Here is a 23,161-nt window from a genome sequence, read left to right as displayed (position 1 = left end):
CCTCCGTGCCCGGCCAGGGCCCCGTGCCGGGCGGATCCTCCGTGCCCGGCCAGGGCCCCGTGCCGGGCGGATCCTCCGTGCCCGGCCAGGGCCCCGTGCCGGGCGGATCCTCCGTGCCCGGCCAGGGCCCCGCGCCGGGCGGATCCTCCGTGCCCGGCCAGAGCCCCGCGCCCGGCGGACTCTCCGTACCCGGCCAGAGCCCCGCGCCCGGCGGACCCTCCGTACCCGGCCAGAGCCCCGCGCCCGGCGGACCCTCCGTACCCGGCCAGAGCCCCGCGCCCGGCGGACCCTCCGTACCCGGTCGAACCGCCGTGCCCGGCCAGGCGCCCGGTCCAGGTCTGGCTCCTGGCCCGGTCCCCGGTCCGGGTCTCGCTTCCGGCCAGGTCCCCGGTCCAGGTCTCGCTCCCGGCCAAGCCCCCAGCCAGGGTTCCGCCCCCGCCGCATCCCCCGAGCACGCCCCCGCGTCCGACGACGTGTCCCTGCCGCCCGGCGCCGGGGGGCCGCGGCAGCCGGGGCTGGATCATGTGCCCACGATGGTCGCCGGGCAGCCGCTCCCGCCCGGCGCGCCCCTGGCCCACCCCGCCTACGGCTACCCCCAGCAGCACCCCCAGCTCCCGCCCGCCCAGGGCCACCCTCAGCAGCCCGCCGCCGGTGCCTGGCCCGGGAACCCGCAGCCGTACAACCCGTATGCCGGCGGCCCGGGTTCGACCCCGCCGTACGGCCCGCCGCCCGTCGGCGCCACCCAGCCGTACGGCCCCGGCGTCCTTCCGCCCCAGGAGCCGTCGCGCGGCGACCGGCGGTCCACGGTGCTGCTCGTCGTGATCGCGCTGGTCGTCGCGCTCGCCGCGGGCGGCTCGGTGTACGCGCTCATGCAGGGCAACACCGGGCGCGACGACAAGGGCAGCGGCACCGTCAGCCCCGCCCCGAGCACCGGCGCGCCCACCACCCCCGGCCCCTCCCCGACGAACTCGGCCTCGGCCTCGGCATCGGCGTCGGAGACACCGTCGGACGGCGCGGTCCCGGACGCGTACCTCGGGACCTGGAAGGCCTCGATCGACAACGCGACCGGCCACAGCACCCGCGAACTCACCCTCACCCAGGGCGAGGTGGACGACACGGTCCTCGAACTCGTCGCCGACGGCCCCGTCGCCGGCGGCGGCACCTACCACTGCGTCTTCCAGGCCAAGCTCACCGAACGCCCCAGCGGCGACGGCCCGTTGAGGATCGGCCCGTCCACAGTCACCTCAGGCGAACCGCTTTCCTCCTGCAGCCCCGGTGAGGCCACCGACGTCACCCTCCTGCCGGACGGCAGGCTGCGCCGGGAGAGCCAGGGCGGCGGGGAGACCCTGACCTACACCCGGCAGTGACCGAACTCCGCTGCCGCACAAGGTCGCTGAACGTCGGGCGAACTTCAGCGTACGAGACCGGAATGTCCCTTCCGGCGCACATACGGTGACCCCACTATCCGGCTCTGGGGAGTGGCGGGGGCACCCATATGGACTGGCTGAGTCCGGAGAATGTCGTAGCCGTGGGTACGGCGGTACTGGGCATCGTCGCGTCCGCGGGCATGGTCTGGTATGAGCGCCGGGTACCCCGCCGTAAACGCGTCGGCTACCGCGTACAGATGGACAACCCGATAGGCGACGACGTCCGTTCGGGCCGCGCCAACCGCCGCCTCGGCCTGTTCGACGAGGCGCCGGACATGACGGACGCCACGCTCGTCCTGCTGCGCATCGAGAACGACGGTTCGCAGAGCATCGACCGCGACGACTACACCAGTCCCGAACGGCACGGTCTGACCGCGGTGTTCACCGACCGCACCATCCGCGGCGTGTCGGTCACGCAGCCGGACGACACCGACCACCTGATGGATCACTTCAGCCCGGACCGGGGCTTCGGCTACTCCGGCAACACCCTGCGCATCCCGCGCGTCCCGCTGAACCGGGGCGACCACTTCAAACTGCTCGTCCTGCTGTCCGGCGGGGACGTGGGCTGCGACATCCGGCTCGTCGGCGGCATCCGGGACGGCGAGGTCCACCCCAACCGCAGTGCTACGCCGGACGAGAAGCCGCCCCTGTTCAGCCGGGCGTCCCGGCTCATCACCATCATGCTCACGGTCTGCGTGGTCACCCTCGCCACGATCGTGGTGGCCCGCGACGACGTTCCGATCGGCTGCGCGCAGGGCAGCATGACGGTCATCGGTTCGACGGCCTTCAAGCCCGTGCTGGAGGAGGCGGCGAATCAGTACGAGGCCGACTGTGCGGGTTCGGCGATCAACGTGGACCAGCGTGGATCGGAGGCGGGACTACGGGAACTGGGCGACGCCGGCTCCAAGTGGAAGAAGAAGGGCTCCCCGCCGGTCGTGGTCTTCTCCGACGGCCCCACGAGCAGGGGCAATCCCGACCTGCGCGGGACCAGGGTCGCGTTGTCCGCGTTCGCGCTGGTCGTGAACGACGACGTTCTCCTGAAGAACCTCTCCACGAGCCAGGTACGACGCCTCTACCGCGGCAAGGTCACCAACTGGCGCCAGTTGGGCGGCCCGAACCTCCCGGTTCGCCTGATCAGCCGGGACGCCGGCTCCGGTACTCGGCAGGTTCTGCAGCGTCGGCTGCTCGGCGGGCGCGGCGAGATGGCCAACTCCTCGATCGACTGCGTCCACAAGGACGACAGGACTGCTCCGGTGATCCGCTGCGAACTCGACTCCACGGAGAAGCTCCTCCCCGAGGTGGCCAAACGCACTGGCGCCATCGGCTACGGCGAACTCAACCAGGCGACGGCCGCCAAGGGGCTCCACGTCCTGTCCATCGACGGCAACGCGCCGTCGGTGGACGAGATAGAAGACGACAACAGCCCGTACGCCTACCGCGAGATCGAGTTCGCGTACACGTATGACCAACCCCTGACGGGCTCCCTGGTCGCAAGCTTCCTGACATACCTGTCGGAAGGCCGCGGCCAGAACGCGATCAGAGCCCACGGCCACATCCCGTGCTCGACCCCGAGGGGCATGAAACTCTGCGCGTAACAGTCCCAGCCGTCGGCAGTCGCCGCACCCGCCATAGCTGCGGGCAGTCGTGCCGCTGGGGCGATGGGGGAGGGTGGGCGCAGCGGCACCCCGCAAGCGCGGGCAAGCGAAACCCACCCCCCACAGCGCAACCCCGGGCAACAGACCAGCACCGGCAAGCGAAAACCCCCGCCGCTCAGCCGCGAGGCTCCGGCGGTCGCTGCCGAGGCATATTCGGCCGAGCCCCCGCACCCCCCGGCGGCACGGCAAACCGCCCCACAAACACCCCGGAATCCGCCCGCCCCCCACCACTGACCGCCCCCTGAATCCCGAGCGGCGCCACCCCCGTCCGAAACTCCACCATCCAGTCAACAGTCTCGGTCCGCACCAACTCCGTCACGTCCTCGGAGAACCTCCGCAGCACCCCAAGACACCGCTCCGCAGCCTCACTCGCCGTACCCTCAGCCGGCCCCAGAACCTCCCGCACACACTCCGACGCCCAGTCGAACTGCAGCATCTGCAACCGCCGCTGCACGGCCTGCGCCGTAGCCACGTCCCTTATCCACCCGGACGTCACCCCGAAGAACCGGTCGGCCCCCACACACGCCACGGCCACCAGCAACGCCAGATACCCCCACGGCGCCACCCCACCGACCACTCCGGTCAGATCCAGCAACGGAAGCGCCGCCCCGCACACCGCTCCCACCGCCGCCCCGGCCCGCAGCGCCCGCGCCCCCCGCCGCTTCCACACCCGGTCCGCGAGATACCACGCCGCCGTCTCCAGAGCCCCCCGCTCCACCCACCGGTACAACTCGTCGAGCCGCTCGGCGGGCTCGTCCCAGTCCCCGAGCGGAAACGCCCGCCCGGTCAGATCGTCCGACCGCAGTCCGGCCGCACCCTCGCCCCGCCCGTCCTGAGGCGGACCCTCGGGCTGCATCTCCGGCTGACCCACCCGGCACTCCCTACTGAACTGACCACGGCTGATCACGAACGAAACGAATGGTCACGTCACGCTGCGTGACATCGGATGCTGACGCGCGGCACCCTTCCTACCGCCCAATGGGTGGCGATGCCGTAGCTTTCACCGCTTTTCCGCCCGGAAGAGGGCCTTGATCAGGTATAGGGCGAGGGTTGTTCTCACTCGAAAGAGTGGCGGGGCGATGCCCACGTGGACCACGTAGGCTCATGCACAAAAGAGAAGGACGACGAACCGAACCAGGAGCTGATCGTGATTCCCGGTGGTGGCCAGCCCAACATGCAGCAGCTGCTCCAGCAGGCCCAGAAGATGCAGCAGGACCTGGCGAGGGCCCAGGAGGAACTGGCGAACACGGAGGTCGACGGGCAGGCGGGCGGCGGCCTGGTGCGAGCCACCGTGACCGGCGCCGGCGAGCTGCGCGCACTGAAGATCGACCCCAAGGCGGTCGACCCCGAAGACACGGAGACCCTCGCGGACCTGATCGTCGCCGCGGTCCACGCGGCCAACGAGAACGCGAAGACGCTCCAGGAGCAGAAGCTGGGCCCCCTCGCGCAGGGCCTGGGCGGCGGCAGCGGCATCCCGGGACTGCCGTTCTGACGTTCTCCACCGGCGCGACACCCGCACCGCCTTCCTAGGACAGGCGGCAGCCAACTACGGTACGTACCGGGAATGATTCCAGGAAAGGCAGTCCGTTGTACGAAGGCGTGGTCCAGGACCTGATCGACGAGCTGGGGCGGCTGCCCGGCGTCGGTCCCAAGAGCGCGCAGCGGATCGCCTTCCACATCCTCCAGGCGGAACCGACGGACGTACGGCGCCTCGCGCAGGCCCTCCTCGAGGTGAAGGCGAAGGTCCGCTTCTGCGCGACCTGCGGCAACGTGGCGCAGGAGGAGCTGTGCAACATCTGCCGCGACGCGCGCCGCGACCTCTCGGTCATCTGCGTGGTGGAGGAGCCGAAGGACGTCGTCGCGATCGAGCGCACCCGTGAGTTCCGGGGCCGCTACCACGTCCTGGGCGGAGCGATCAGCCCGATCGAGGGAGTCGGCCCCGACGACCTGCGCATACGAGAACTCCTGGCCCGCCTGGCCGACGGCACGGTCACCGAGCTGATCCTGGCCACGGACCCGAATCTCGAGGGCGAGGCGACCGCCACGTACCTCGCGCGCATGATCAAGCCCATGGGCCTGAAGGTCACCCGCCTGGCCAGCGGCCTCCCTGTGGGTGGCGACCTGGAATACGCGGACGAGGTGACTCTCGGCCGCGCCTTCGAGGGGAGACGACTCCTAGATGTCTGACGCCACGCTGCACTCCACGACACAGGATCCGGACGACTTCGCGGTCCAGATCGCCGACCAGATCGAGAGCTTCCTGGTGGCCGTCACGGAGGTCGCGAAGGGCGACGAGCCGGCCTCGGCGGTACCCTTCCTCCTCCTGGAGGTCTCCCAGCTCCTCCTGGCCGGCGGCCGCCTCGGCGCGCACGAGGACATCGTCCCGGACGAGCGCTACGAGCCCGACACGGGCCCGGACGCGGACGTGGACGAACTCCGCGAGAACCTGGCCCGCCTCCTGGAACCGATCGACGTCTACTCGGAGGTCTTCGACCCGTACGAGCCCCGCAAGGCGCCCGTCCCGGCCCGGATCTCCGACGACCTGTCCGACGTCATCACCGACCTCCGCCACGGCATGGCCCACTACCGAGCCGGCCGCACCTCGGAGGCCCTGTGGTGGTGGCAGTTCTCGTACTTCTCCAACTGGGGCTCCACCGCCTCCGCCACCCTCCGAGCCCTCCACTCGATCCTGGCCCACATCCGCCTGGACCAGCCCCTGGAGGAACTGGACGGCCTGGACACGGACCAGGGCGTGGGCGACGACACCCTCGAATTCGAGGCGGGCAGAGTCATGCAGCAGGAGATCGCGCGCCCCCTGGGCATGCGCCCGGGCCAGTAACCGGCCCTCGACCGGCCGGGCCGTCCGGCGGCTGGTACGCCGCTACAGCCGCCCGGCCTGGAAGGCGTTCCTTTCCGCGGTTCGGCCCGAGGCCTGAGCCCCGGGCTCACAGCCCCCACAGCCCCTTCCCCACCGCCGTGACCCCGCCGGTCAGCGCCAGCAGCAGCACCAGTCGCCGGGCGTGCCGGTCCGGTATGCGTCCGGCCAGCGTTCTGCCGATGACCGCGCCGACGGCCATCGCGGCGACGACGGACGCCCACTGTGGGTTGCCGAGGTGGGGGACGCCGTTCGCGGCGATCGAGAACGCGTTGACGACGACGCTGTAGAACTGGGCGTTCGGCACGAACTCGCGTACCGTCCAGCCCGCGTTGAGGGCGTACAGCGAGATCGGGGGACCCCCGACGCCCGCCGCGGAGTTCATGAAGCCGCCCACCGCGCCCGCCGCGACCGCGCCCCTCGCGCCGCGCAGCGCGGACACGCGGGTGCCGCGCATGACCAGGAGGACGGCGACGGTCACCAGGCCGCCCATGACCAGCAGCAGGACCGGCGCAGGGAGCCGTCGGGTCAGCCAGGAGCCGGCGGGAACCGTGCAGGCGGCCGCCGCGCACAACGGCACCATGGGGCCCGGCCGCACCCGGCGCCAGCCGCCCGCCAGCCCTACGACACTGATGGCCCCGGCGGCGCAGTTCGCGAGGACCACCCCCTCGGCCGGACCGATCAGCAGGACGAGTGCCGGTACGGCCACGAGCGCGAAACCCATGCCGGTGAGCCACTGGACGGACGAGCCGAGCAGCACGATCACGGTCAGTAGTGCATCACTCGCCCACCCCTGAGTCATGGAAGCGATGATGCTTGAAAATTGACTCACCGATGTCAATGTGACCCGAGGCACTTTGCGAGTGGTGTGCTGCAGGGCGGGCAGATGACGTCCGGAACGAGCGACCCGACATCTCACCATGCGACACCGCGGAAGGGAATTTCGGACGCTCGTTAAACTGAGCTGACCGCACTACATACCGAGCGAGGAGCGCACGTGGGCCTTGTCGTGCAGAAGTACGGAGGCTCCTCCGTAGCCGATGCCGAAGGCATCAAGCGCGTCGCCAAGCGGATCGTGGAAGCGAAGAAGAACGGCAACCAGGTGGTTGTCGTCGTTTCCGCGATGGGCGACACGACGGACGAGCTGATCGATCTCGCCGAGCAGGTATCCCCGATGCCGGCCGGGCGTGAGTTCGACATGCTGCTGACCGCCGGAGAGCGGATCTCCATGGCCCTGCTGGCCATGGCGATCAAAAACCTGGGGCACGAGGCCCAGTCGTTCACCGGCAGCCAGGCAGGCGTCATCACCGACTCGGTCCACAACAAAGCCCGGATCATCGACGTCACGCCGGGTCGGATCAGGACCGCGCTGGACGAGGGCAACATCGCCATCGTCGCCGGGTTCCAGGGTGTGAGTGCCGACAAGAAGGACATCACCACCCTCGGGCGGGGAGGCAGCGACACCACCGCAGTGGCGCTCGCCGCCGCGCTCGACGCCGAGGTCTGTGAGATCTACACCGACGTCGACGGCGTGTTCACCGCCGACCCGCGTGTGGTGAAGAAGGCCCGAAAGATCGACTGGATCGCCTTCGAGGACATGCTCGAACTGGCCGCGTCCGGGTCGAAGGTGCTGCTCCACCGCTGTGTGGAGTACGCCCGCCGCTACAACATCCCGATCCACGTCCGCTCCTCCTTCAGTGGGCTCCAGGGCACGTGGGTCAGCAGTGAGCCGATCGAGCAAGGGGACAAGAAGGTGGAGCAGGCCATCATCTCCGGTGTCGCGCACGACACCTCCGAGGCCAAGATCACGGTCGTCGGCGTGCCCGACAAGCCGGGCGAGGCCGCTTCCATCTTCCGTACGATCGCCGATGCGCAGATCAACATCGACATGGTCGTGCAGAACGTGTCCGCCGCCTCCACCGGCCTGACGGACATCTCCTTCACGCTGCCGAAGACCGAGGGCCGCAAGGCCATCGACGCACTGGAGAAGAACCGGCCCGGCATCGGCTTCGACTCGCTGCGTTACGACGACCAGATCGGCAAGATCTCGCTGGTCGGCGCCGGTATGAAGACCAACCCGGGCGTCACGGCCGCGTTCTTCGAGGCGCTCAGCGACGCCGGCGTGAACATCGAGCTGATCTCGACCTCCGAGATCCGTATCTCGGTCGTCACGCGTGCGGACGACGTCAACGAGGCCGTGCGCGCCGTGCACACCGCCTTCGGACTCGACTCCGACAGCGACGAGGCCGTCGTCTACGGAGGCACCGGCCGCTGATGGCCGGCAGCACGCTGATGGCCGGCACCACCGGGGCCGTACCCGTACCCGTACGTCCGACGCTCGCGGTCGTCGGCGCGACCGGGGCCGTCGGCACCGTCATGCTCCAGATCCTGTCCCAGCACGCGGACGTCTGGGGCGAGATCCGTCTGATCGCCTCGCCGCGCTCGGCCGGCCGCAAGCTGGCCGTGCGCGGCGAGGACGTCGAGGTGGTGGCCCTGTCGGAGGAGGCCTTCGACGGGGTCGACGTCGCCATGTTCGACGTACCGGACGAGGTCTCCGCGCAGTGGGCGCCGATCGCCGCCGCCAAGGGCGTCGTGGTGGTCGACAACTCCGCCGCCTTCCGGATGGACCCCGATGTGCCCCTTGTGGTGCCCGAGGTCAATCCGCACACGGCACGCGTACGGCCGCGCGGGATCATCGCCAACCCCAACTGCACGACCCTGTCGATGATCGTCGCCCTGGGCGCGCTGCATGCCGAGTTCGGGCTGCGCGAGTTGGTGGTGTCGTCGTACCAGGCGGTGAGCGGGGCCGGGCGGGCCGGCGTGGAGACGCTGCGGGCCCAGTTGTCCCTGGTGGCCGGTACGGAGCTGGGGACCAGCCCCGGTGATGTGCGCAGGGCCGTGGGGGACAACACCGGGCCGTTCCCGGAGCCGGTCGCGCTGAACGTCGTACCGTGGGCCGGGTCGCTCAGGGACGACGGCTGGTCGTCGGAGGAGATGAAGGTGCGGGACGAGTCGCGCAAGATCCTCGGACTGCCGAAGCTGCCCGTCGCCGTGACCTGTGTGCGCGTCCCGGTCGTCACCACGCACTCCCTCACCGTGCACGCCCGCTTCCAGGGTGAGGTCACCGTCGACGGCGCCCGTGAGATCCTCGCCACGGCGCCCGGGGTCGTCCTCTTCGACAACCCGGAGGCCGGCGAGTTCCCCACACCCGCCGACGTGGTGGGCACGGACCCGACGTGGGTCGGGCGGGTGCGGCGCGCGCTCGACGACCCGACGGCACTCGAGCTCTTCGTATGCGGGGACAATCTGCGCAAAGGTGCCGCTCTCAACACCGCGCAGATCGCCGAGCTGGTGGCGGCGGAGTTCTCGTGAGGTCCCGAAGACGCCGAAAGTTTTCGTGAGGGTCCCGAGCGCCGAAAATGAAGTGGATGGGAGCGCATCCATTTATAGGATCTCCGCAAGAGGTGTGGTCAGAAGCATGGTCTCGACCACTTGATTGAAGCCCCTTCGGCGACCGAAGATTTTCCTCCCCGTCCTCCGCAACCGCGCGGAGGGCGGGGAGCGTCTTTGCGGTCGCCTTTCCGGGGCGCGGGGACGCCTGCCACGTACGGGAACTAGGGGATGAGCGGGACGCATGACGGCATGTGAGGCTCCGTCGGCTGTGCCGCCCGACGCGGAAACGTTGTCGGGTGCGTCGCCTGACGCAAAAGTGACGCTCGGCACGTACAACCCATGCGGGGGGATGCGTGTCCAACTGACGTGGCAGAGGTACTCGAATTCACCGTGGCGACGCGTGGCACGACCCTACGGCCCCGCCCCGCGCCCCTCCGACCCCGCATGCCCGGCACGTCCGGCGGCATGCCGGTGATCGCGCCCATGCCCGCAGCGCGGCCAGCCCGCATCCCCAGCCAGCGTGACGGCTCCGAGGAGGTCGAGGCGGCCGGCACGACCGTCGACCACCTCACCGAGACCTACCGGGCGCACTACCGCTCGCTCCTCGGCCTCGCCGCGCTGCTCCTCGACGACACCGCCTCCTGCGAGGACGTCGTCCAGGAGGCCTTCATCCGCGTCCACTCCGCCCGAAAACGCGTCCGGGACCCGGAGAAGACCCTGGCCTATCTGCGCCAGACCGTCGTCAACCTCTCCCGCTCGGCCCTGCGCCGCCGCATCCTCGGCCTGAAGCTCCTGTCCAAGCCGATGCCGGACATGGCGAGCGCGGAGGAGGGCGCGTACGACCAGCTGGAGCGGCGCGACCTCATCAAGGCGATGAAGGGCCTGCAGCGCCGCCAGCGCGAGGTCCTGGTGCTGCGCTACTTCGCGGACATGACAGAGGCGCAGGTCGCCGAGACGCTCGGGATCTCCCTGGGCTCGGTGAAGGCCTACGGCTCGCGCGGCATCGCCGCGCTCCGCGTGGCCATGGAGGCGACGGCATGAACGACGGCGCCGAGGGTGGCGATTCCCATGAACGCCATGAGCCCTACGCTTGGCACGAGCCGATGCGGGAATACGAGCCAGAGCACACGTCATCGCACGCTGGGAACGGAACTGTGAACCACGGCCCCGACGAAAAGGGCCCCAAGGGGCTCGACTCGGACGAGTTGGCCCTGCGCCGGATGCTCCAATCGGCGGTCGAGGACATCGAGCCGAGCGACGGCACCCTGGACCATCTGCGGCGCGCGGTACCCGCTCGGCGGGCGCGCAAGCGGCAGGCCACCGTCGGCATGGCGGCCGCCGCCCTCTTCCTCGGCACCGCCATCCCGGCCCTCGTGCACGTGTCCAACTCCGGCGGCTCCAGCCCCAACACCTCGATGGCGGGCGACTCCTCGACGGCCCAGGGCGGCGTCGGCCAGGGCAAGAACCCGGACGGCGGCGCCAGCACCGCGGGCGGCACCGGCGGCAAGGCCCCCGGGCACGGCCAGGGCGGCAAGAAGGAGACCGGTAAGGGCAAGACCGGCGGCACCGCCACCGGTACGACCGGTGGGACGGGCCCCACGGCCTCCACCGACACCGCCACCCCGGTGTGTACGGCGGCCCAGCTGGGTTCCCCGACGGCGGTCGCCGCCGGGCCCGACTCGGCGGGCATCGTCTACGGCAGCTTCCGGATCACCAACATCTCCATGACCAGCTGCACCGTCGGCGGGCCGGGCAGCGTGGACGTCCTCGCGCAGGGCGCCGCTGACCCCACCAAGATCGGTACGGCCCGGCATGTGTCCGGGGACGCGGCGACGGGACTGCCCGACCCGTCCCTGGAGGTCACCGGCCTGGTTCTGCTGCCCGGCTCGGCCTACGAGGAGAAGTTCGCCTTCGTGCCCTCGGAGACCTGCCCCCCGGCCGGCGGCCCCTCGCCCGACCCGAGCACGGACCCGAGCCCGAGCACGGACCCGAGCGTCGGCGGCACCGACACCGGCGGCACCTCCGGCGTCACGACACAGCTCGTCACCGAGGACGGCACGGCCGACGGCAGCATCGAGGTCTCGCACACCCCGGAGGCCGGATCACCGACGGCGTCGACGACGGTGGCGGGCGTCTGCGCCGGGACGGTCTACTGGACGGGCCCGCTGGCGGGGTCGTAGGGCCTTCGTACTGCCTCAGACGCCGGACGGACTGGCGGCCACGCTCTCCTGGCCCTCGCCCTCTCCGTCCGGCGTCAGGCCCAGTTCCGCGTCGCGGAGGAACTCCAGCTCGCGGCGCAGCAGCCGGAACCACATGAAGACCACGAAGCCCGCGAAGACGAACCACTCGCCGGTGTAGCCGAGGTTCTGGAACGCCTTCAGATCCAGTCCGGTGCCGTCCGGCGCGGCCGCGGGCACGGCCGTCATCCCCGAGTCGCCCTTGTCCAGCGTGACCCACGCGTCGTACAGCCGGTACGGCACGAGGTTCACCAGCGACGCCGCGCTGATCGCCGCCGTCTGCCCGCGCGGCAGCCCGCCCTGGGCGCTGACGCCGTTGTCCCCCGGTGTCTCGGAGGCCTGCAGCGCGCCGGTGACGGTGACTTCCCCGGAGGGCGGCGCCGGTGCCTTCTTGGCGTCCACGTTCCCGGGCAGCCAGCCGCGTACGACGGGCAGGGCCTTTCCGGAGTCGGTGCGCAGCAGCGTCAGCACATAGAAGCCCTGCTTGCCGTCCAGCTCGCGGTCGGGCACGAGGAGCTGGTCGCCGTACCGGCCGGTGACGGTGGCCCGCCGGCCCGAGGTGGCCTTGTCGACGGGCAGCAGCTCGGCCAACGGCCGGGCCGCCTCCTTGGCGCCGTTCTCGGCCTGCTCGGTCGCACTGCGGTGGTCCTGCACCCGGCCCTCGAACCGGCTCAGCTGCCACGACCCCATGAAGATGCAGAACGGGATGGCGAGCAGCACGAAAACGTTGATGCCCCACCAGCGCGAAGTCAGCAGAAACCGGTACACGCTGTCCACGTTACGGGGCGGCCGGGCGGGGCTCGGGCTCGGGGTGGGTCGCCCGGGAGCCGTTCAGTACCGCTCGGCGAGGTGCTCACGGCCGGCCGGCGCCTCGTACGGCTCGGGCCAGAAGTCGGTGACCGAGGCTATGCGGCCGTCCTCGTCGCCCGTGAAGAAGGAGATGGCGTCCATCTCCTCGGCACCCACCGTGACGTGGAGCCAGGTCACCACCTGATCCGGCTCGGCGACGATCCGTTCGACACGCACGTGCCAGTCCCCCGGGTACTCCCGGTTGAACCGGACGTACCGCTCCCGACCTCTGATGCGCTCCCGCGTCTGCGGCAGCATGTACACGACGTCCTCGGCGAGCGTGTCGGCGAAGGCGTCCCAGTCCCGGGCCTCTGCGGTGGTCCAGAATCTCTCGACTGTTTTTCGCAGATCGGTCATGCCGCACAGTCTGCAGGCCGCCACTGACAATCGGTCCCGCGCTGGACGCCCTGGGCGCCGCGTGCGCAAAGTTATCCACAGGCTGGGGGCGGGCGGCAGCGGATTGTGGGCGGGGCCAGGCAGTATGGGGCCATGACTGGGGCCATGAGTGAGAGCAAGATGCCGGACTGGGAGAAGCGCTTCCGCGCGCCGCGGGTGTCGCTGCCGGACTGGGCGGAGGAAGCGCCGGACCGCTCCCTGTTCGTGTCGAACGCGACGGGGACGTACGAGCTGTACGCCTGGGACCGCGCCACGGGAGAGCAGCGCCAGGCGACGGCCCGGCCGAACGGCACGACGGACGGTCTGCTCTCCCCGGACGGCGCGTGGATCTGGTGGTTCGACGACAAGGACGGCGACGAGTTCGGCGTTTGGCGCCGCCAGCCCTTCGCGGGCGGCGAGGACGAACTGGCGACGCCCGGCCTCGAACCCTCCTACCCCGCCGGTCTCGCCCTCTCCCGGGACGGCCGTACGGCGATCGTCGGCCGCTCGACGGACGAGGAAGGTACGACGATCCATGTGACGCGCGAGGGGGAGGAGCCGTTCGAGCTCTACCGGCACCGGGAGTCGGCGGGCGTCGGCGACCTCTCGCACGACGGCACGCTGATCGCGATCGAGCACACCGAGCACGGCGACGCGATGCACTCCGCGCTGCGCGTCCTGCGCCCCGACGGTACGACGGTCGCCGAGCTCGACGACAGCAAGGGCGGCACACAGGAGCTGGGGCTGGAGGTCCTCGGTTTCGCCCCGGTCGACGGTGACACCCGGCTGCTCATCGGCCACCAGAGGCGAGGCCGCTGGGAGCCCCTGGTCTGGGACGTGGCGTCGGGCGAGGAGACGGACCTGGCCCTGGACCTTCCTGGCGACGTGAGCGCCGAGTGGTATCCGGACGGCTCCGCCCTTCTGATCGCCCACAGCTTCGAGGCCCGCAGCGAGCTGTTCCGCTACGACCTGGCGACGGGCGGGCTGACCGCCATCCCGACCCCGCCGGGTTCCGTCTCCGGCGCGACGGCCCGCCCCGACGGCAGCGTGGAGTTCCTGTGGTCCTCTGCCGCCCAGCCGCCGGCGGTCCGTTCGACGACGGGCGAGGTCGTCCTGGACCCGCCCGGGATGACGTGCCCGCCCTCGGTGGCGGTCGAGGACGCGTGGGTGGAGGGCCCCGGCGGCCGCATCCACGCCCTGATCCAGAAGCCGGCCGGGGCGACGGGCCCGCTGCCCACGGTCTTCGACCTGCACGGCGGCCCGACCTGGCACGACAGCGACTCCTTCGCCGCGGGCCCGGCGGCCTGGGTCGACCACGGGTACGCGGTGGTCCGCATCAACTACCGAGGCTCGACGGGCTACGGCCGCGCCTGGACGGACGCGCTCAAGCACCGGGTGGGCCTGATCGAACTCGAGGACGTGGCGGCGGTCCGCGACTGGGCGATCACCTCCGGCCTCGCCGACCCCGACCGTCTGGTCCTCACCGGCGCGTCCTGGGGTGGCTACCTCACGCTGCTGGGCCTCGGCACCCAACCGGACGCGTGGACGCTGGGCATCGCAGTGGTCCCGGTCGCCGACTACGTCACGGCCTACCACGACGAGATGGAGGCCCTGAAGGCGATGGACCGCACACTCCTGGGGGGAACCCCGGAGGAGGTTCCGGAACGCTTCGAGGCATCGTCCCCCTTGACGTACGTCGACGACGTCAAGTCCCCGGTCTACATCTCGGCGGGCGTCAACGACCCCCGCTGCCCCATCCGCCAGATCGACAACTACGTCAAGCGCCTGGAAAAGAGGGGAGCGGACCACGAGGTCTACCGCTACGACGCGGGCCACGGCTCCCTGGTCGTGGAGGAACGAATCAAGCAGGTACGGCTGGAACTGGACTTCGCGGAGAGGCACTTGCGGGGGTAGGAGGTCGGTCGTTCCCTTCTCGGCCTACCGAGGCGGGCGGCTGGGCGGGAGAGCGGGGTCCAGGGGCGGAGCCGCTGGTGGGGACTGGGGCGGAGCCCCAGGGCGGCCGAGCAACTCCGCCAGGCCTCGACGAGTGGCGGCGAGCACCACCCTGTCCCCCGCCCGCAATTCGTAATCCGCCGACACGGACTGCCGCCCCTCCAACGCCAGCACCCGCCACGCCCCGGCCCGAAACGCCCCGCCCACCGTCCGCCCCTCCAGCTGCGGATGCCCGCCCACATCAACCGCGGCGAACAGCAGAACCCGCCGCTCCACAGGAATCGCGCCCAGGATCTGCCGCCCCAGCATCGCCCCGGCGAACGCAGGCGCGGCCAGATGCGTCACACTCCGGCTCCGGGTCAGCGCACGCGGATGCGCTGCCCGGAGGGTGCGGTACACGGCGGTCGCGAAGTCGTCGTCGTACAACCGCAGCACGACACGCAGATCGGGCCGTACGGACCGCGCGTACAGCACGGCCTCCAGATTCGTCGTGTCCGCACTCGTCACCGCGAGCAGCGCATGCGCCCGATGAATCTTGGCCGCCTCCAGCACACCCTCCTGCGTCACGTCCCCGAGCACCACCGGCACCCCCAGCCGCCGCGCCGTCGCCAGCCCCCGCGCCTCCGGATCGGCCTCGACGCACACCACGGGAATGTGCAGCTCCCGCAGCCGGGTCAGCACCCGCGTACCGATCTTCCCGAGCCCGAGCAGCACGACATGCCCGCCGAGCCCCCGCGGCGGCTTCCGCAGCGCGGACGCCGTCCGGAACGTACCGAGCGCTTCGAGCACCGCGGCCAGCAGCACCGGCAGCAGCAGCAACCCGACCAGACCGGACAGCAGTTGCAGGATCTGCCGCCCCAGCGACTCCCCGATCGCCGGATCGTCGATGGCGAACAGGTCCAGCAACGTCAGATAGAAGGCCCGTACCGGATGAATCCTCGTCACCAGCGACAACGCCACCGCCAGCGCGACCACACACCCCACGATCCCCGCCAGCGACCATCGCAGCCGCCGTGAGAACAGCGAGGCGAACGGCGGTACGACCCCGGAGCGTCCGGCGGGCAGCGGCGGCCCCGCGGCGTACGAGACCTGCTCCAGTACGACCGCCCCGCGCCCGGTCGCCGACTCCACCGACGCCTCGTCGGGCAGCAGCCGCGGCCCGTGCTCGCCGCTGCCCTCGGCCCCGTCGGCCCCGGCCGGATCGCTGCGGGTCGCGGAGAGCAGCGCAAGCGTGCACAGTCCACGGTCGACGACCTGCCCGGGCGCGGGCGGCTGCCGTTCGACGGCGCGCAGCAGCAGTCCGTCCGTCTGTACGACCTTGGTGGTGCCGGCGAGCGCGGTCGCGGCCAGCGCGGGAGCGGCGGTGTCGGCGTCGGACAGCACGGTCGTGGAGGCGTCCGCGCCAAGACCCTCGCCGTTCCCGGTCGCCAACGCGGCTGCCTGGTCGAGGAGTTCCTCGATGTGCTGGCCGAGCCGCCGGTTGTAGAGCCTGAGGACGAGCCGAAGACGGGGGTTGAGACGGCGAGCGGTGAGGGCGGCGCGGATGTTGGTCTCGTCGTCGTCGTACACGAGTGCCAGCGCGGTGGCCCGTTCCACGCCGGCCTCGGCGAGCATCGCCTCGGTCGGCTCTCCGGCCTCCAGCAGCCCGTCACTACGCGGCGGTTCCCCACCCGGTCCGGTGGTGGTCCCATTGCCGGTGGCGCGGCCGACGGCGGCGTTCACCCGGTCGAGCAGCGCCGCCGAGGCGGCCCGGGCCCGCCCGACGACCGGCGGCCGTGCCGTGCGCGCGGCCGAGGGTACGACGAGGGTGACGTGCTCGCCGTACACCCCACGCAGTTCGGCGGCCAGCCGGTGCGCGAGACCGTCGTCCCCGCACACCACCATGTACGCGGGCGCACCACGATGCCCGCCCTGCCCGCTCTGCCCGCCCTGATTCGGAACGCTGCCCACGAGGGGCAAGACTGCCCCAACGGGACGGATGGTTCCAGAACTGGTTGAACACCGGCGCCCCGACCGTCGTATGGAAGGGGAGGGAGAACACGCACGCCGGAGGTACCCCACCCGTGGCCATCACCGAAGAAGCCCCACCCGGGGAAGCCGCTCAGGGCGAAGCGCCCGCAGCCCTGGGTGAGAAGGAGGGCCGCCGCCTCAGCTCCCCCCTCGCGCTCACCCTGCTGCTGCTCGTGGCGCTGATGCTGCAGGGCCCGATCCGCGGGGCGCTGTCCACGCCGGTGATGCAGAGCTGGATGACGGTGTTCGTCGCGGTGGTCGTCCAGGCGCTGCCGTTCCTCGTCCTCGGGGTGCTGCTCTCGGCGGCGATCGCGGTGTTCGTACCCCCGTCGTTCTTCGCCCGCGCCCTGCCGAGCCGCCCCGCACTCGCGGTCCCGGTCGCGGGGATGGCGGGCGCGGTCCTGCCGGGCTGCGAGTGCGCGTCCGTACCGGTGGCCGGGGCGCTGGTGCGCCGGGGTGTCACCCCGGCGGCGGCGCTGGCGTTCCTTCTGTCCGCCCCGGCGATCAACCCGATCGTGCTGACGGCGACGGCCGTGGCCTTCCCGCGCGACCCGGAGATGGTCGTGGCCAGGTTCGCCGCGAGTCTGCTGGTGGCGTGCGCGATGGGCTGGCTGTGGCAGCGAGTGGGCCGCACCGACTGGCTGCGCCCGCCCGCGCACGCGACGCACGAGGGGCAGAGCAGGGGCGAGGCGTTCTGGGGGTCGGTCCGGCACGACGTGATGCACGCGGGCGGCTTCCTGGTGCTCGGTGCGACGGCCGCGGCGACGCTGAAGGCGGTGGCCCCGGCGAGCTGGCTGCGTACGGCGGCGGACAACCCGGTGTTCTCGGTCCTGGCCCTGGCGGTCCTCGCCGTCGTGCTGTCGATCTGCTCGGAGGCGGACGCCTTCGTGGCGGCCTCGCTGACACAGTTCTCGCTGACGGCCAGGCTGGCGTTCCTGGTGGTCGGCCCGATGATCGACCTCAAGCTGTTCGCGATGCAGGCCGGCACCTTCGGCCGCGGCTTCGCCCTGCGTTTCGCGCCGGCGACCTTCGCCCTGGCGATCGTGGGCGCGGTCCTGACCGGCGCGGTGCTGCTGTGAACCGGCAGGCGCAGGCGGCGGTCCTGTTCCTGCTCGGCGCGGCCGTCCTGCACGCGGGCCTCACCGACCTCTATCTGCGCTACGTCAAGGCGGGCCTGCGCCCGTTGCTGCTGGCGGCGGGAGCGGTACTGATCGTGGCGGCGCTGACGACGGCCTGGTACGAGTGGCGCGGCAGAAAGCGGGACGCCACCGCGGACCACGACGGCCACGCCCACGCTCACCGCGAGCCGCGCGTCTCCTGGCTGCTGGTTCTCCCCCTCCTCGCCCTGATCCTGGTCGCGCCGCCCGCACTCGGCTCGTACAGCGCGGTCCGCACGGGTACGGCGCTGCAACAGCCGTACGGCTACACACAGTTGCCGGCGGGCGATCCCGTGCCGCTCAACCTGGTCGACTACGCGGGCCGCGCTGCCTACGACCACGGGCGTTCCCTGGGCGGCCGCAGCGTGCGCGTCACCGGCTTCGTCGCCCTGGACCGTACGGGCGCCCCCTACCTGGTGCGCATGGCCCTCAACTGCTGTGCGGCGGACGCCCAGCCGGTGAAGATCGGCCTGACCGGGAAGATCCCGCCGGTCCTGCAGCCGGACGCGTGGCTCGAGGTGACGGGCAGGTACACGGCGAAGCGGACCCGCGACCCCGTCAACGGCGGCCCGATCCCGTTCCTCGAGGTCACCTCGGCGAAGCCGGTGCCCACGCCGCGCGATCCGTACGACGAGACCTGGAACAACTGACACTCGCACTGGTCGCCCTAGTCGACAGCCAGCCGGACGGCGAGCCCGCCCAGCACCGTACCCATCAGCCACCGCTGCACCTTGAGCCAGGAGGGCCGGCGCGCGAGAAAGGCGGCGATCGTGCCCGCGGCCAGGACGATGGCGAGGTTGACCGCGACGCTGACCACGATCTGCACCGAGCCGAGGACGAGCCCCTGGAGCAGCACATGCCCCCGAGCACACCGTCCTGATCGACAGCCTCTCCAAACGCGTGGCCCCCGGCCTGACCCTGCGCTTCGCGGTGGCCCCCACCACCCTCACCACCGATATCGCCACCGCACTGCGCTCGGGCGGCTGGACCCCCATGCGGTTCGCCCTGGAGGCGGCCGACCGCTGGCAGCGCGACGGCACGCTCCGGGCCCTGGTGGTGGCCAAACAGCGGGAGGCGGCCCGGCGCCAGGAACTCGCCGCCCGGCACCTGGCGGGCTTTGCCGTGCGCAGCGATCCGCGCTCGTTCCACTGTTGGTGGCAACTGCCCGCCCCCTGGCGCGCGGACACCTTCGTCGCCGCCGCGGCGCGGCACGGCATCGGCGTGGTCCCCGCCGCCGCGTTCACCACGGACGCCCACCACGCCCCGAACGCCGTACGCCTGGGCCTGGCCACCCCGCACCCGGAGGTCCTGGCGAAGGCCCTGACGACCCTCGCCGCCCTGGCGCGCAGCACACCCGACGACCTCGTCACGGACTGAAGGGGTGCTGCCGTCTCAGGGCGTGACGACGGCGAAGCTCGGGTCGGGGTCGTCGAGGACCGTCAGCAGCGTCTTGAGCGTCACCAGATCCCCGGAGTGCCGTACCCCGTCCAGGCCCTTTCCTGCCAGCAGGCCCAGGAGTTGGGGCTTGGTGAGGCTGAGGGCGAAGTCCGAGCTGTCGGCGGGCATGGTGGTGCGGGAGTGGACCAGGACGCCGTTGTGCAGGGTCATGCGGTACATCTCGCCGAGGTCGGTGAAGTGCCAGTGCAGGGAGAGGTTTTCGTCCCATGCCCGGGGCCCGTCGACCCGGATGGCGATGGCGTCGAAGATCTGCCCCACGGTCAGGGCGTCGGCCATCCCGGCGGCGGGCAGCGGGGTCGAGCGGATGCCGGTACGCAGCTCCTGCGCACCCATCAGATAGCAGTTGCGCCAGGTGGCACACTCCGCGCCCTGCCCGAGCCGCTCGAAGGTGACGGCCAGCAGCTCCTTGGCGTCGGCGTTGTCGGGTTCGACGAACACGGCCTGCTTGAGGAGCTGGGCGGCGAAACGCAGATCACCCTCCTCGAGATAGGAACGCCCCTTCTCCAGTACGGCGTCGACACCGCCGATGCAGTCGACGTACCGTTTCGCCGTCTCGACGGGCGGATGCTCCCACAGGGAGGCCGGGTTGCCGTCGTACCAGCCCATGTAACGCTGGTAGACGGCCTTGACGTTGTGGCTGACCGAGCCGTAGTAGCCGCGGGCGTGCCAGGCCAGGGAGAGCGCGGGCGGCAGTTCGAGCATCTCGGCGATCTCGATGCCGGTGTGGCCCTGGTTCGCCAGCCGCAGGGTCTGGTCGTGCAAGTAGCCGTACAGGTCCCGCTGTTCGGACAGGTATGTCCGGATCCGGTCCCGGCCCCAGGTGGGCCAGTGGTGGGAGGCGAAGAGTACGTCCGTGTCGTGCGCGAAGAGTTCGATCGCCTCGGTGAGATAGCGCGACCAGACACGCGGGTCGCGCACCACGGGGCCGCGCAGGGTCAGGATGTTGTGCAGGTTGTGACCGGCGTTCTCGGCCATGCACAGGGCATGCCGCTCGGGGAGCATGAAGTTCATCTCCGCCGGGGCCTCGGTGCCCGGTGTCACCTGGAACCGGAACAGGACGCCGTCGAGGACCGCCTCCTGCCCGGTGTGCCGGATCTCGACGGTGGGGGAGAGCAGACCGGGCGTGCCGTGCGAGGCGGTGAACCCGAGCCCGGTGCCGACGAGCCCGGCGGGCCCCGGCTCCAGCCCGCCGCCGCTGTAGTACTCGCCACGGCGCAGCATCGCCGCACCGGCGTAGACGTTCTCGGCGACGGAGTGCGCCATGAACCCTTGCGGGGCGACGATCGGTACGCCTTCGCCGTCTTCGGAGTGATCGGGGTTCACGACCCCACGGACACCGCCGAAGTGGTCGATGTGGGAGTGCGTGTAGATCACGGCGGTCACCGGCCGCTCCCCGCGCACGGCCCGGTACAGGGCGAGTCCGGCCGCCGCGCAGTCGGGCGAGACGAGCGGGTCGACGACCACGACGCCCCGGGCGCCCTCGATGAGCGACATGTTGGACAGGTCGTACCCACGGATCTGGTAAACGCCCTCGGTCACCTCGTACAACCCGGCCCGGGCACACAGCTGGGCCTGGCGCCACAGACTGGGATGCACGGTGGGCGGGCACCCCCCGTCGAGGAAGAGGGTGTCGTCGAAGTTCCACACCACCTGCCCGTCGCCCCCGGTGATCAGCGCGGCTTCGGGCGGCGCCACGAACCCCCGGTCCGCGTCCTCGAAGTCGGTACGGTCGGCGAAGTCGGGCGTGATGTCGGCAGCACGGGTCACGCTGGCCTCCAAACGGGTCCGGCGGACGGGAGAGCGGCCGGGGAAACGGCCGCAGGCTGACACGTCCGCGGCAGAGCGGCCGGGGCGGCGGCTCCTTCCACCGTGGGAGGGTGCCGGGGCGGGAGCCGGGCGTCGTACTCCATTGGAGCGACACGCCCAAAAGTCCCCCAAAAGCACCAACCGTGCGCGTGCCGGGGCGGCGGCGTTCCTAGCATGGACATGAACCCACCGCAGCGGGAGCCGCCATGATCAGAAAGCTCGAGGACATGCCCCCGGGCGTGGTCGGCTTCGAGGCGTCCGGCACGCTGCACGCCGAGGACTACCGCGACGTGGTCCTGCCCGCGATCACCGCGGCCGCGGAGGCGGGCGAGGTGCGCTTCCTGCTCGTCGTCCACGACTTCACCGGCATGACCCCCGGCGCCCTCTGGCAGGACCTCAGGATCGGCGTCGAACATCTACGGGCGTGGAAGCGCATCGCACTGGTCACGGACATCGAGTGGATGACCCACCTGACAGCCCTGTTCGGCTGGATGACGCCGGGCGAGACGTCGGTGTTTCCGGTGGAGCGGCGGGAGGAGGCGGTGAGGTGGGTGCGGTCTTCGTGAGGACGTGTGCTCGACATTGGCGCGCGGGACGTCAGGGCCACGTGTGTTCGATACGGCTCTGCCGTACGGCGTAGGCGGCCGGCCCCCTTCCTGACCGCCAGGTGGATCGCGTCACGGCGTGCGATGAACCGTTCGACCATTTCGGTGCTGCGTAGCTGCTGGTTGTCGAGGTAGAACAGCACAGCCTCGCGTTCGAGGACAGGTTGGATCTCCAGATCCCGGGTCTTGATCCGCCCGTCTTTCGAGAGCGGTACCCAGGATCGATCGAGACCGTGAGAGATCCACTCCTCGTCGGGAACGTTCTGCCCGTCATCCGGGAAGACCTCCCGGCTCAGGCCGCACGCGAGCCTCTCCTCCAACTGGGCGTCGCTGCTGAGTGTGAGGCCGGCACTCAGAACGGCCCGCGCGTACCCGGCGGTCTGAAGCAGACCGGGCACCACATGCGCGGCGTACCCCGTACCAACGCCATGTCCAGCGGCACGGGCACCTCACCACCGTCAACGAACTTGTAGATCAGCGGACTCCAGCTCAAGACGACCCCTCTGTACGACTGTGGTTCCGCGTCACTTACAGTTCCGTTCACCGATCGGGCGCCTGTCGGGGACAACAGGCCTCACTTTCCTGAGGGATCTCATGCGTAAATTTGCCATCGGTGCCGCTTTGTCCGGTGCGCTGGCAGTCACCGCCCTTGCCTCTCCGGCGGCTCACGCCTGCACCTGACTGCGAGCAGCACCGCCGCTTCGCCCTGCCGGCCGCCGGACCGCACCACGCCGCGACGGACTCGTTGATCGCGGGCGCGGACAACAGGAACGCGAGCACGGCGCCGGCCGCACCCGCGACGGGCGGGGTGTAGAGGCCGACGGCGACCAGCGGGTCCAGGAACCGTACGACCGTAACGATCGCGGCGAGTGCCATGCCGCCGAGGATGACGTATGTGCGCGAGCAGGGTGTTGTCCCGGCGTGAGCTGTCGGAGCGAGGGCTTTGCCGGTGCCGGTCAGCAGTCGCGGAACTCGGGTGACTGGTTGAGGATCTGGGCGCGCAGCGAGGTGAAGCGGGTGTGCGTCGCCCCGCCCAGGGTCTCGGGGCGGAAGGCGGCGACACGGTGGCAGTTCTGGAAGGCCAGGGCGATGCCGAAGTGCCGTTCCAGGCTCCCGCGGATCGCGTCGCTGGACAGGGCCCGCAGCAGCTGGCCGCGCTCCTTCTCGGACGGCGGAGGCGTCTGGTTGTCCGCGAACTCGGCTTCGCTCGAGCGGAGTTCACCGGCCAGGCGGGCGATGAGGTCATAGGCGTACGGCAGGGAGGCGCGGACCGTGTCCACGAAGTCCTCCTCCCGCACCTCGCCCCTCTCGGCTTCGGCAAGCAACTGCGGGGTGACGTCGAGTGACATGAGAGGGGGTTC

At 71.0% G+C, this 23,161-nt stretch carries 20 protein-coding genes and 5 pseudogenes; 14 read left to right on the top strand and 11 right to left on the bottom strand.

Going from position 1 to position 23,161, the window contains the following annotated elements; all coding sequences use genetic code 11:
* Both ACFYXB_RS05010 and ACFYXB_RS05005 read left to right on the top strand, forming a co-directional pair.
* Positions 1 to 1,367 (top strand): annotated as a pseudogene (locus ACFYXB_RS05010) (serine/threonine protein kinase); the annotation flags it as partial.
* 128 nt (positions 1,368 to 1,495) lie between these two features.
* Positions 1,496 to 3,022, top strand: a complete 1,527-nt coding sequence (locus ACFYXB_RS05005) for a substrate-binding domain-containing protein (RefSeq protein WP_389577809.1) — start codon at positions 1,496 to 1,498, stop codon at positions 3,020 to 3,022.
* Between the two features lie 175 nt (positions 3,023 to 3,197).
* On the opposite strand, the gene ACFYXB_RS05000 is transcribed toward ACFYXB_RS05005, so the two are convergent.
* Positions 3,198 to 3,953 carry an SLATT domain-containing protein gene (locus ACFYXB_RS05000; RefSeq protein ID WP_389577806.1) on the bottom strand — a complete coding sequence of 252 codons (756 nt, stop codon included), beginning with the start codon at positions 3,951 to 3,953 and terminating at the stop codon, positions 3,198 to 3,200.
* A 276-nt stretch (positions 3,954 to 4,229) separates the two neighbouring features.
* Here ACFYXB_RS05000 and ACFYXB_RS04995 point away from each other — a divergent pair, with 276 nt between their 5' ends.
* From ACFYXB_RS04995 to ACFYXB_RS04985, 3 genes are all read left to right on the top strand, one after another.
* Complete coding sequence (locus ACFYXB_RS04995; RefSeq protein ID WP_351355320.1) at positions 4,230 to 4,574, top strand: YbaB/EbfC family nucleoid-associated protein; 345 nt, start codon at positions 4,230 to 4,232, stop codon at positions 4,572 to 4,574.
* A 95-nt stretch (positions 4,575 to 4,669) separates the two neighbouring features.
* The gene (recR, locus tag ACFYXB_RS04990) at positions 4,670 to 5,269 is read left to right on the top strand and encodes a recombination mediator RecR (RefSeq protein ID WP_351355317.1); all 600 of its coding nucleotides are present in this window, start codon (positions 4,670 to 4,672) and stop codon (positions 5,267 to 5,269) included.
* A complete protein-coding gene (locus tag ACFYXB_RS04985) occupies positions 5,262 to 5,921 on the top strand; it encodes a DUF5063 domain-containing protein (protein ID WP_389577803.1) in 660 nt (219 codons plus the stop codon). Before recR ends, ACFYXB_RS04985 begins: the two co-directional genes overlap by 8 nt.
* A 106-nt stretch (positions 5,922 to 6,027) precedes the next feature.
* On the opposite strand, the gene ACFYXB_RS04980 is transcribed toward ACFYXB_RS04985, so the two are convergent.
* Positions 6,028 to 6,759 (bottom strand): TSUP family transporter, encoded by a 732-nt coding sequence (locus ACFYXB_RS04980; RefSeq protein WP_389577800.1) that lies wholly within the window; start codon positions 6,757 to 6,759, stop codon positions 6,028 to 6,030.
* A 195-nt stretch (positions 6,760 to 6,954) separates the two neighbouring features.
* Between ACFYXB_RS04980 and ACFYXB_RS04975 the strand changes: the two genes are divergently transcribed.
* From ACFYXB_RS04975 to ACFYXB_RS04960, 4 genes are all read left to right on the top strand, one after another.
* Positions 6,955 to 8,232, top strand: a complete 1,278-nt coding sequence (locus ACFYXB_RS04975; RefSeq protein WP_351355308.1) for an aspartate kinase — start codon at positions 6,955 to 6,957, stop codon at positions 8,230 to 8,232.
* Positions 8,232 to 9,329, top strand: coding sequence for an aspartate-semialdehyde dehydrogenase (locus tag ACFYXB_RS04970; RefSeq protein WP_389577796.1), 1,098 nt, complete (start codon positions 8,232 to 8,234; stop codon positions 9,327 to 9,329). The genes ACFYXB_RS04975 and ACFYXB_RS04970 overlap by 1 nt, the downstream gene beginning before the upstream one ends.
* 465 nt (positions 9,330 to 9,794) lie before the next feature.
* A complete protein-coding gene (locus ACFYXB_RS04965; protein ID WP_389577793.1) occupies positions 9,795 to 10,391 on the top strand; it encodes a SigE family RNA polymerase sigma factor in 597 nt (198 codons plus the stop codon).
* Positions 10,392 to 10,504: 113 nt separating this feature from the next.
* Entirely contained in the window at positions 10,505 to 11,530 is a 1,026-nt protein-coding gene (locus ACFYXB_RS04960) for a hypothetical protein (protein WP_389577790.1), read from the top strand.
* A 15-nt stretch (positions 11,531 to 11,545) separates the two neighbouring features.
* On the opposite strand, the gene ACFYXB_RS04955 is transcribed toward ACFYXB_RS04960, so the two are convergent.
* Entirely contained in the window at positions 11,546 to 12,355 is an 810-nt protein-coding gene (locus tag ACFYXB_RS04955; RefSeq protein WP_389577787.1) for an SURF1 family protein, read from the bottom strand.
* A gap of 63 nt (positions 12,356 to 12,418) precedes the next feature.
* Positions 12,419 to 12,793, bottom strand: coding sequence for a nuclear transport factor 2 family protein (locus tag ACFYXB_RS04950; protein WP_389577784.1), 375 nt, complete (start codon positions 12,791 to 12,793; stop codon positions 12,419 to 12,421).
* Positions 12,794 to 12,937: 144 nt separating this feature from the next.
* On the opposite strand from ACFYXB_RS04950, the gene ACFYXB_RS04945 reads away from it, so the two are divergent.
* The gene (locus ACFYXB_RS04945) at positions 12,938 to 14,725 is read left to right on the top strand and encodes a prolyl oligopeptidase family serine peptidase (protein ID WP_389577781.1); all 1,788 of its coding nucleotides are present in this window, start codon (positions 12,938 to 12,940) and stop codon (positions 14,723 to 14,725) included.
* A gap of 24 nt (positions 14,726 to 14,749) precedes the next feature.
* Here ACFYXB_RS04945 and ACFYXB_RS04940 read toward each other — a convergent pair whose 3' ends face one another.
* Positions 14,750 to 16,648 carry an NAD-binding protein gene (locus ACFYXB_RS04940; protein WP_389578631.1) on the bottom strand — a complete coding sequence of 633 codons (1,899 nt, stop codon included), beginning with the start codon at positions 16,646 to 16,648 and terminating at the stop codon, positions 14,750 to 14,752.
* Between the two features lie 179 nt (positions 16,649 to 16,827).
* Here ACFYXB_RS04940 and ACFYXB_RS04935 point away from each other — a divergent pair, with 179 nt between their 5' ends.
* Both ACFYXB_RS04935 and ACFYXB_RS04930 read left to right on the top strand, forming a co-directional pair.
* A complete protein-coding gene (locus ACFYXB_RS04935; protein ID WP_389577779.1) occupies positions 16,828 to 17,853 on the top strand; it encodes a permease in 1,026 nt (341 codons plus the stop codon).
* Positions 17,850 to 18,581 (top strand): TIGR03943 family putative permease subunit, encoded by a 732-nt coding sequence (locus tag ACFYXB_RS04930; protein WP_389577776.1) that lies wholly within the window; start codon positions 17,850 to 17,852, stop codon positions 18,579 to 18,581. Before ACFYXB_RS04935 ends, ACFYXB_RS04930 begins: the two co-directional genes overlap by 4 nt.
* A gap of 17 nt (positions 18,582 to 18,598) precedes the next feature.
* On the opposite strand, the pseudogene ACFYXB_RS04925 reads toward ACFYXB_RS04930, so the two are convergent.
* Positions 18,599 to 18,793 (bottom strand): annotated as a pseudogene (locus tag ACFYXB_RS04925) (LysE family translocator); the annotation flags it as partial.
* Between ACFYXB_RS04925 and ACFYXB_RS04920 the strand changes: the two are divergent.
* A pseudogene (locus ACFYXB_RS04920) lies at positions 18,775 to 19,308 on the top strand (PLP-dependent aminotransferase family protein); the annotation flags it as partial. The pseudogenes ACFYXB_RS04925 and ACFYXB_RS04920 sit on opposite strands and share 19 nt — an antisense overlap.
* A 15-nt stretch (positions 19,309 to 19,323) precedes the next feature.
* Here the strand turns inward: ACFYXB_RS04920 and ACFYXB_RS04915 are convergent.
* The gene (locus ACFYXB_RS04915) at positions 19,324 to 21,156 is read right to left on the bottom strand and encodes an alkyl/aryl-sulfatase (RefSeq protein WP_389577773.1); all 1,833 of its coding nucleotides are present in this window, start codon (positions 21,154 to 21,156) and stop codon (positions 19,324 to 19,326) included.
* 245 nt (positions 21,157 to 21,401) lie between these two features.
* On the opposite strand from ACFYXB_RS04915, the gene ACFYXB_RS04910 reads away from it, so the two are divergent.
* On the top strand, positions 21,402 to 21,761 hold the full coding sequence (locus tag ACFYXB_RS04910; protein WP_388505695.1) for an STAS/SEC14 domain-containing protein: 360 nt from the start codon (positions 21,402 to 21,404) through the stop codon (positions 21,759 to 21,761).
* A gap of 224 nt (positions 21,762 to 21,985) precedes the next feature.
* Here ACFYXB_RS04910 and ACFYXB_RS04905 read toward each other — a convergent pair.
* The 4 genes and pseudogenes from ACFYXB_RS04905 to ACFYXB_RS04890 all read right to left on the bottom strand — a co-directional run.
* Positions 21,986 to 22,033: pseudogene (locus ACFYXB_RS04905) on the bottom strand (toxin-antitoxin system, toxin component, PIN family protein); the annotation flags it as partial.
* Positions 22,034 to 22,084: 51 nt separating this feature from the next.
* Positions 22,085 to 22,213, bottom strand: a pseudogene (locus tag ACFYXB_RS04900) (Scr1 family TA system antitoxin-like transcriptional regulator); the annotation flags it as partial.
* 127 nt (positions 22,214 to 22,340) lie between these two features.
* Positions 22,341 to 22,676 (bottom strand): hypothetical protein, encoded by a 336-nt coding sequence (locus tag ACFYXB_RS04895; RefSeq protein ID WP_389577770.1) that lies wholly within the window; start codon positions 22,674 to 22,676, stop codon positions 22,341 to 22,343.
* Between the two features lie 80 nt (positions 22,677 to 22,756).
* On the bottom strand, positions 22,757 to 23,149 hold the full coding sequence (locus ACFYXB_RS04890; protein WP_389577768.1) for an SCO5389 family protein: 393 nt from the start codon (positions 23,147 to 23,149) through the stop codon (positions 22,757 to 22,759).
* Between the last annotated feature and the right edge of the window lie 12 nt (positions 23,150 to 23,161).

This window comes from Streptomyces sp. NPDC002619 (assembly GCF_042889305.1).
In the GTDB taxonomy this organism is placed as follows: domain Bacteria; phylum Actinomycetota; class Actinomycetes; order Streptomycetales; family Streptomycetaceae; genus Streptomyces.
Note: the sequence above shows the minus strand (reverse complement) of the source record. Positions and strands in the feature narration are given on the sequence as shown.

Coding starts and splice junctions, on each gene's coding strand:
- ACFYXB_RS05005 (WP_389577809.1), top strand. CDS start 1,496: ATGGACTGGCTGAGTCCGGAGAATGTCGTAGCCGTGGGTACGGCGGTA.
- ACFYXB_RS04985 (WP_389577803.1), top strand. CDS start 5,262: ATGTCTGACGCCACGCTGCACTCCACGACACAGGATCCGGACGACTTC.
- ACFYXB_RS04980 (WP_389577800.1), bottom strand. CDS start 6,759: ATGACTCAGGGGTGGGCGAGTGATGCACTACTGACCGTGATCGTGCTG.
- ACFYXB_RS04970 (WP_389577796.1), top strand. CDS start 8,232: ATGGCCGGCAGCACGCTGATGGCCGGCACCACCGGGGCCGTACCCGTA.
- ACFYXB_RS04965 (WP_389577793.1), top strand. CDS start 9,795: ATGCCCGGCACGTCCGGCGGCATGCCGGTGATCGCGCCCATGCCCGCA.
- ACFYXB_RS04950 (WP_389577784.1), bottom strand. CDS start 12,793: ATGACCGATCTGCGAAAAACAGTCGAGAGATTCTGGACCACCGCAGAG.
- ACFYXB_RS04945 (WP_389577781.1), top strand. CDS start 12,938: ATGAGTGAGAGCAAGATGCCGGACTGGGAGAAGCGCTTCCGCGCGCCG.
- ACFYXB_RS04940 (WP_389578631.1), bottom strand. CDS start 16,648: ATGGTGGTGTGCGGGGACGACGGTCTCGCGCACCGGCTGGCCGCCGAA.
- ACFYXB_RS04910 (WP_388505695.1), top strand. CDS start 21,402: ATGATCAGAAAGCTCGAGGACATGCCCCCGGGCGTGGTCGGCTTCGAG.
- ACFYXB_RS04895 (WP_389577770.1), bottom strand. CDS start 22,676: ATGGCACTCGCCGCGATCGTTACGGTCGTACGGTTCCTGGACCCGCTG.
- ACFYXB_RS04890 (WP_389577768.1), bottom strand. CDS start 23,149: ATGTCACTCGACGTCACCCCGCAGTTGCTTGCCGAAGCCGAGAGGGGC.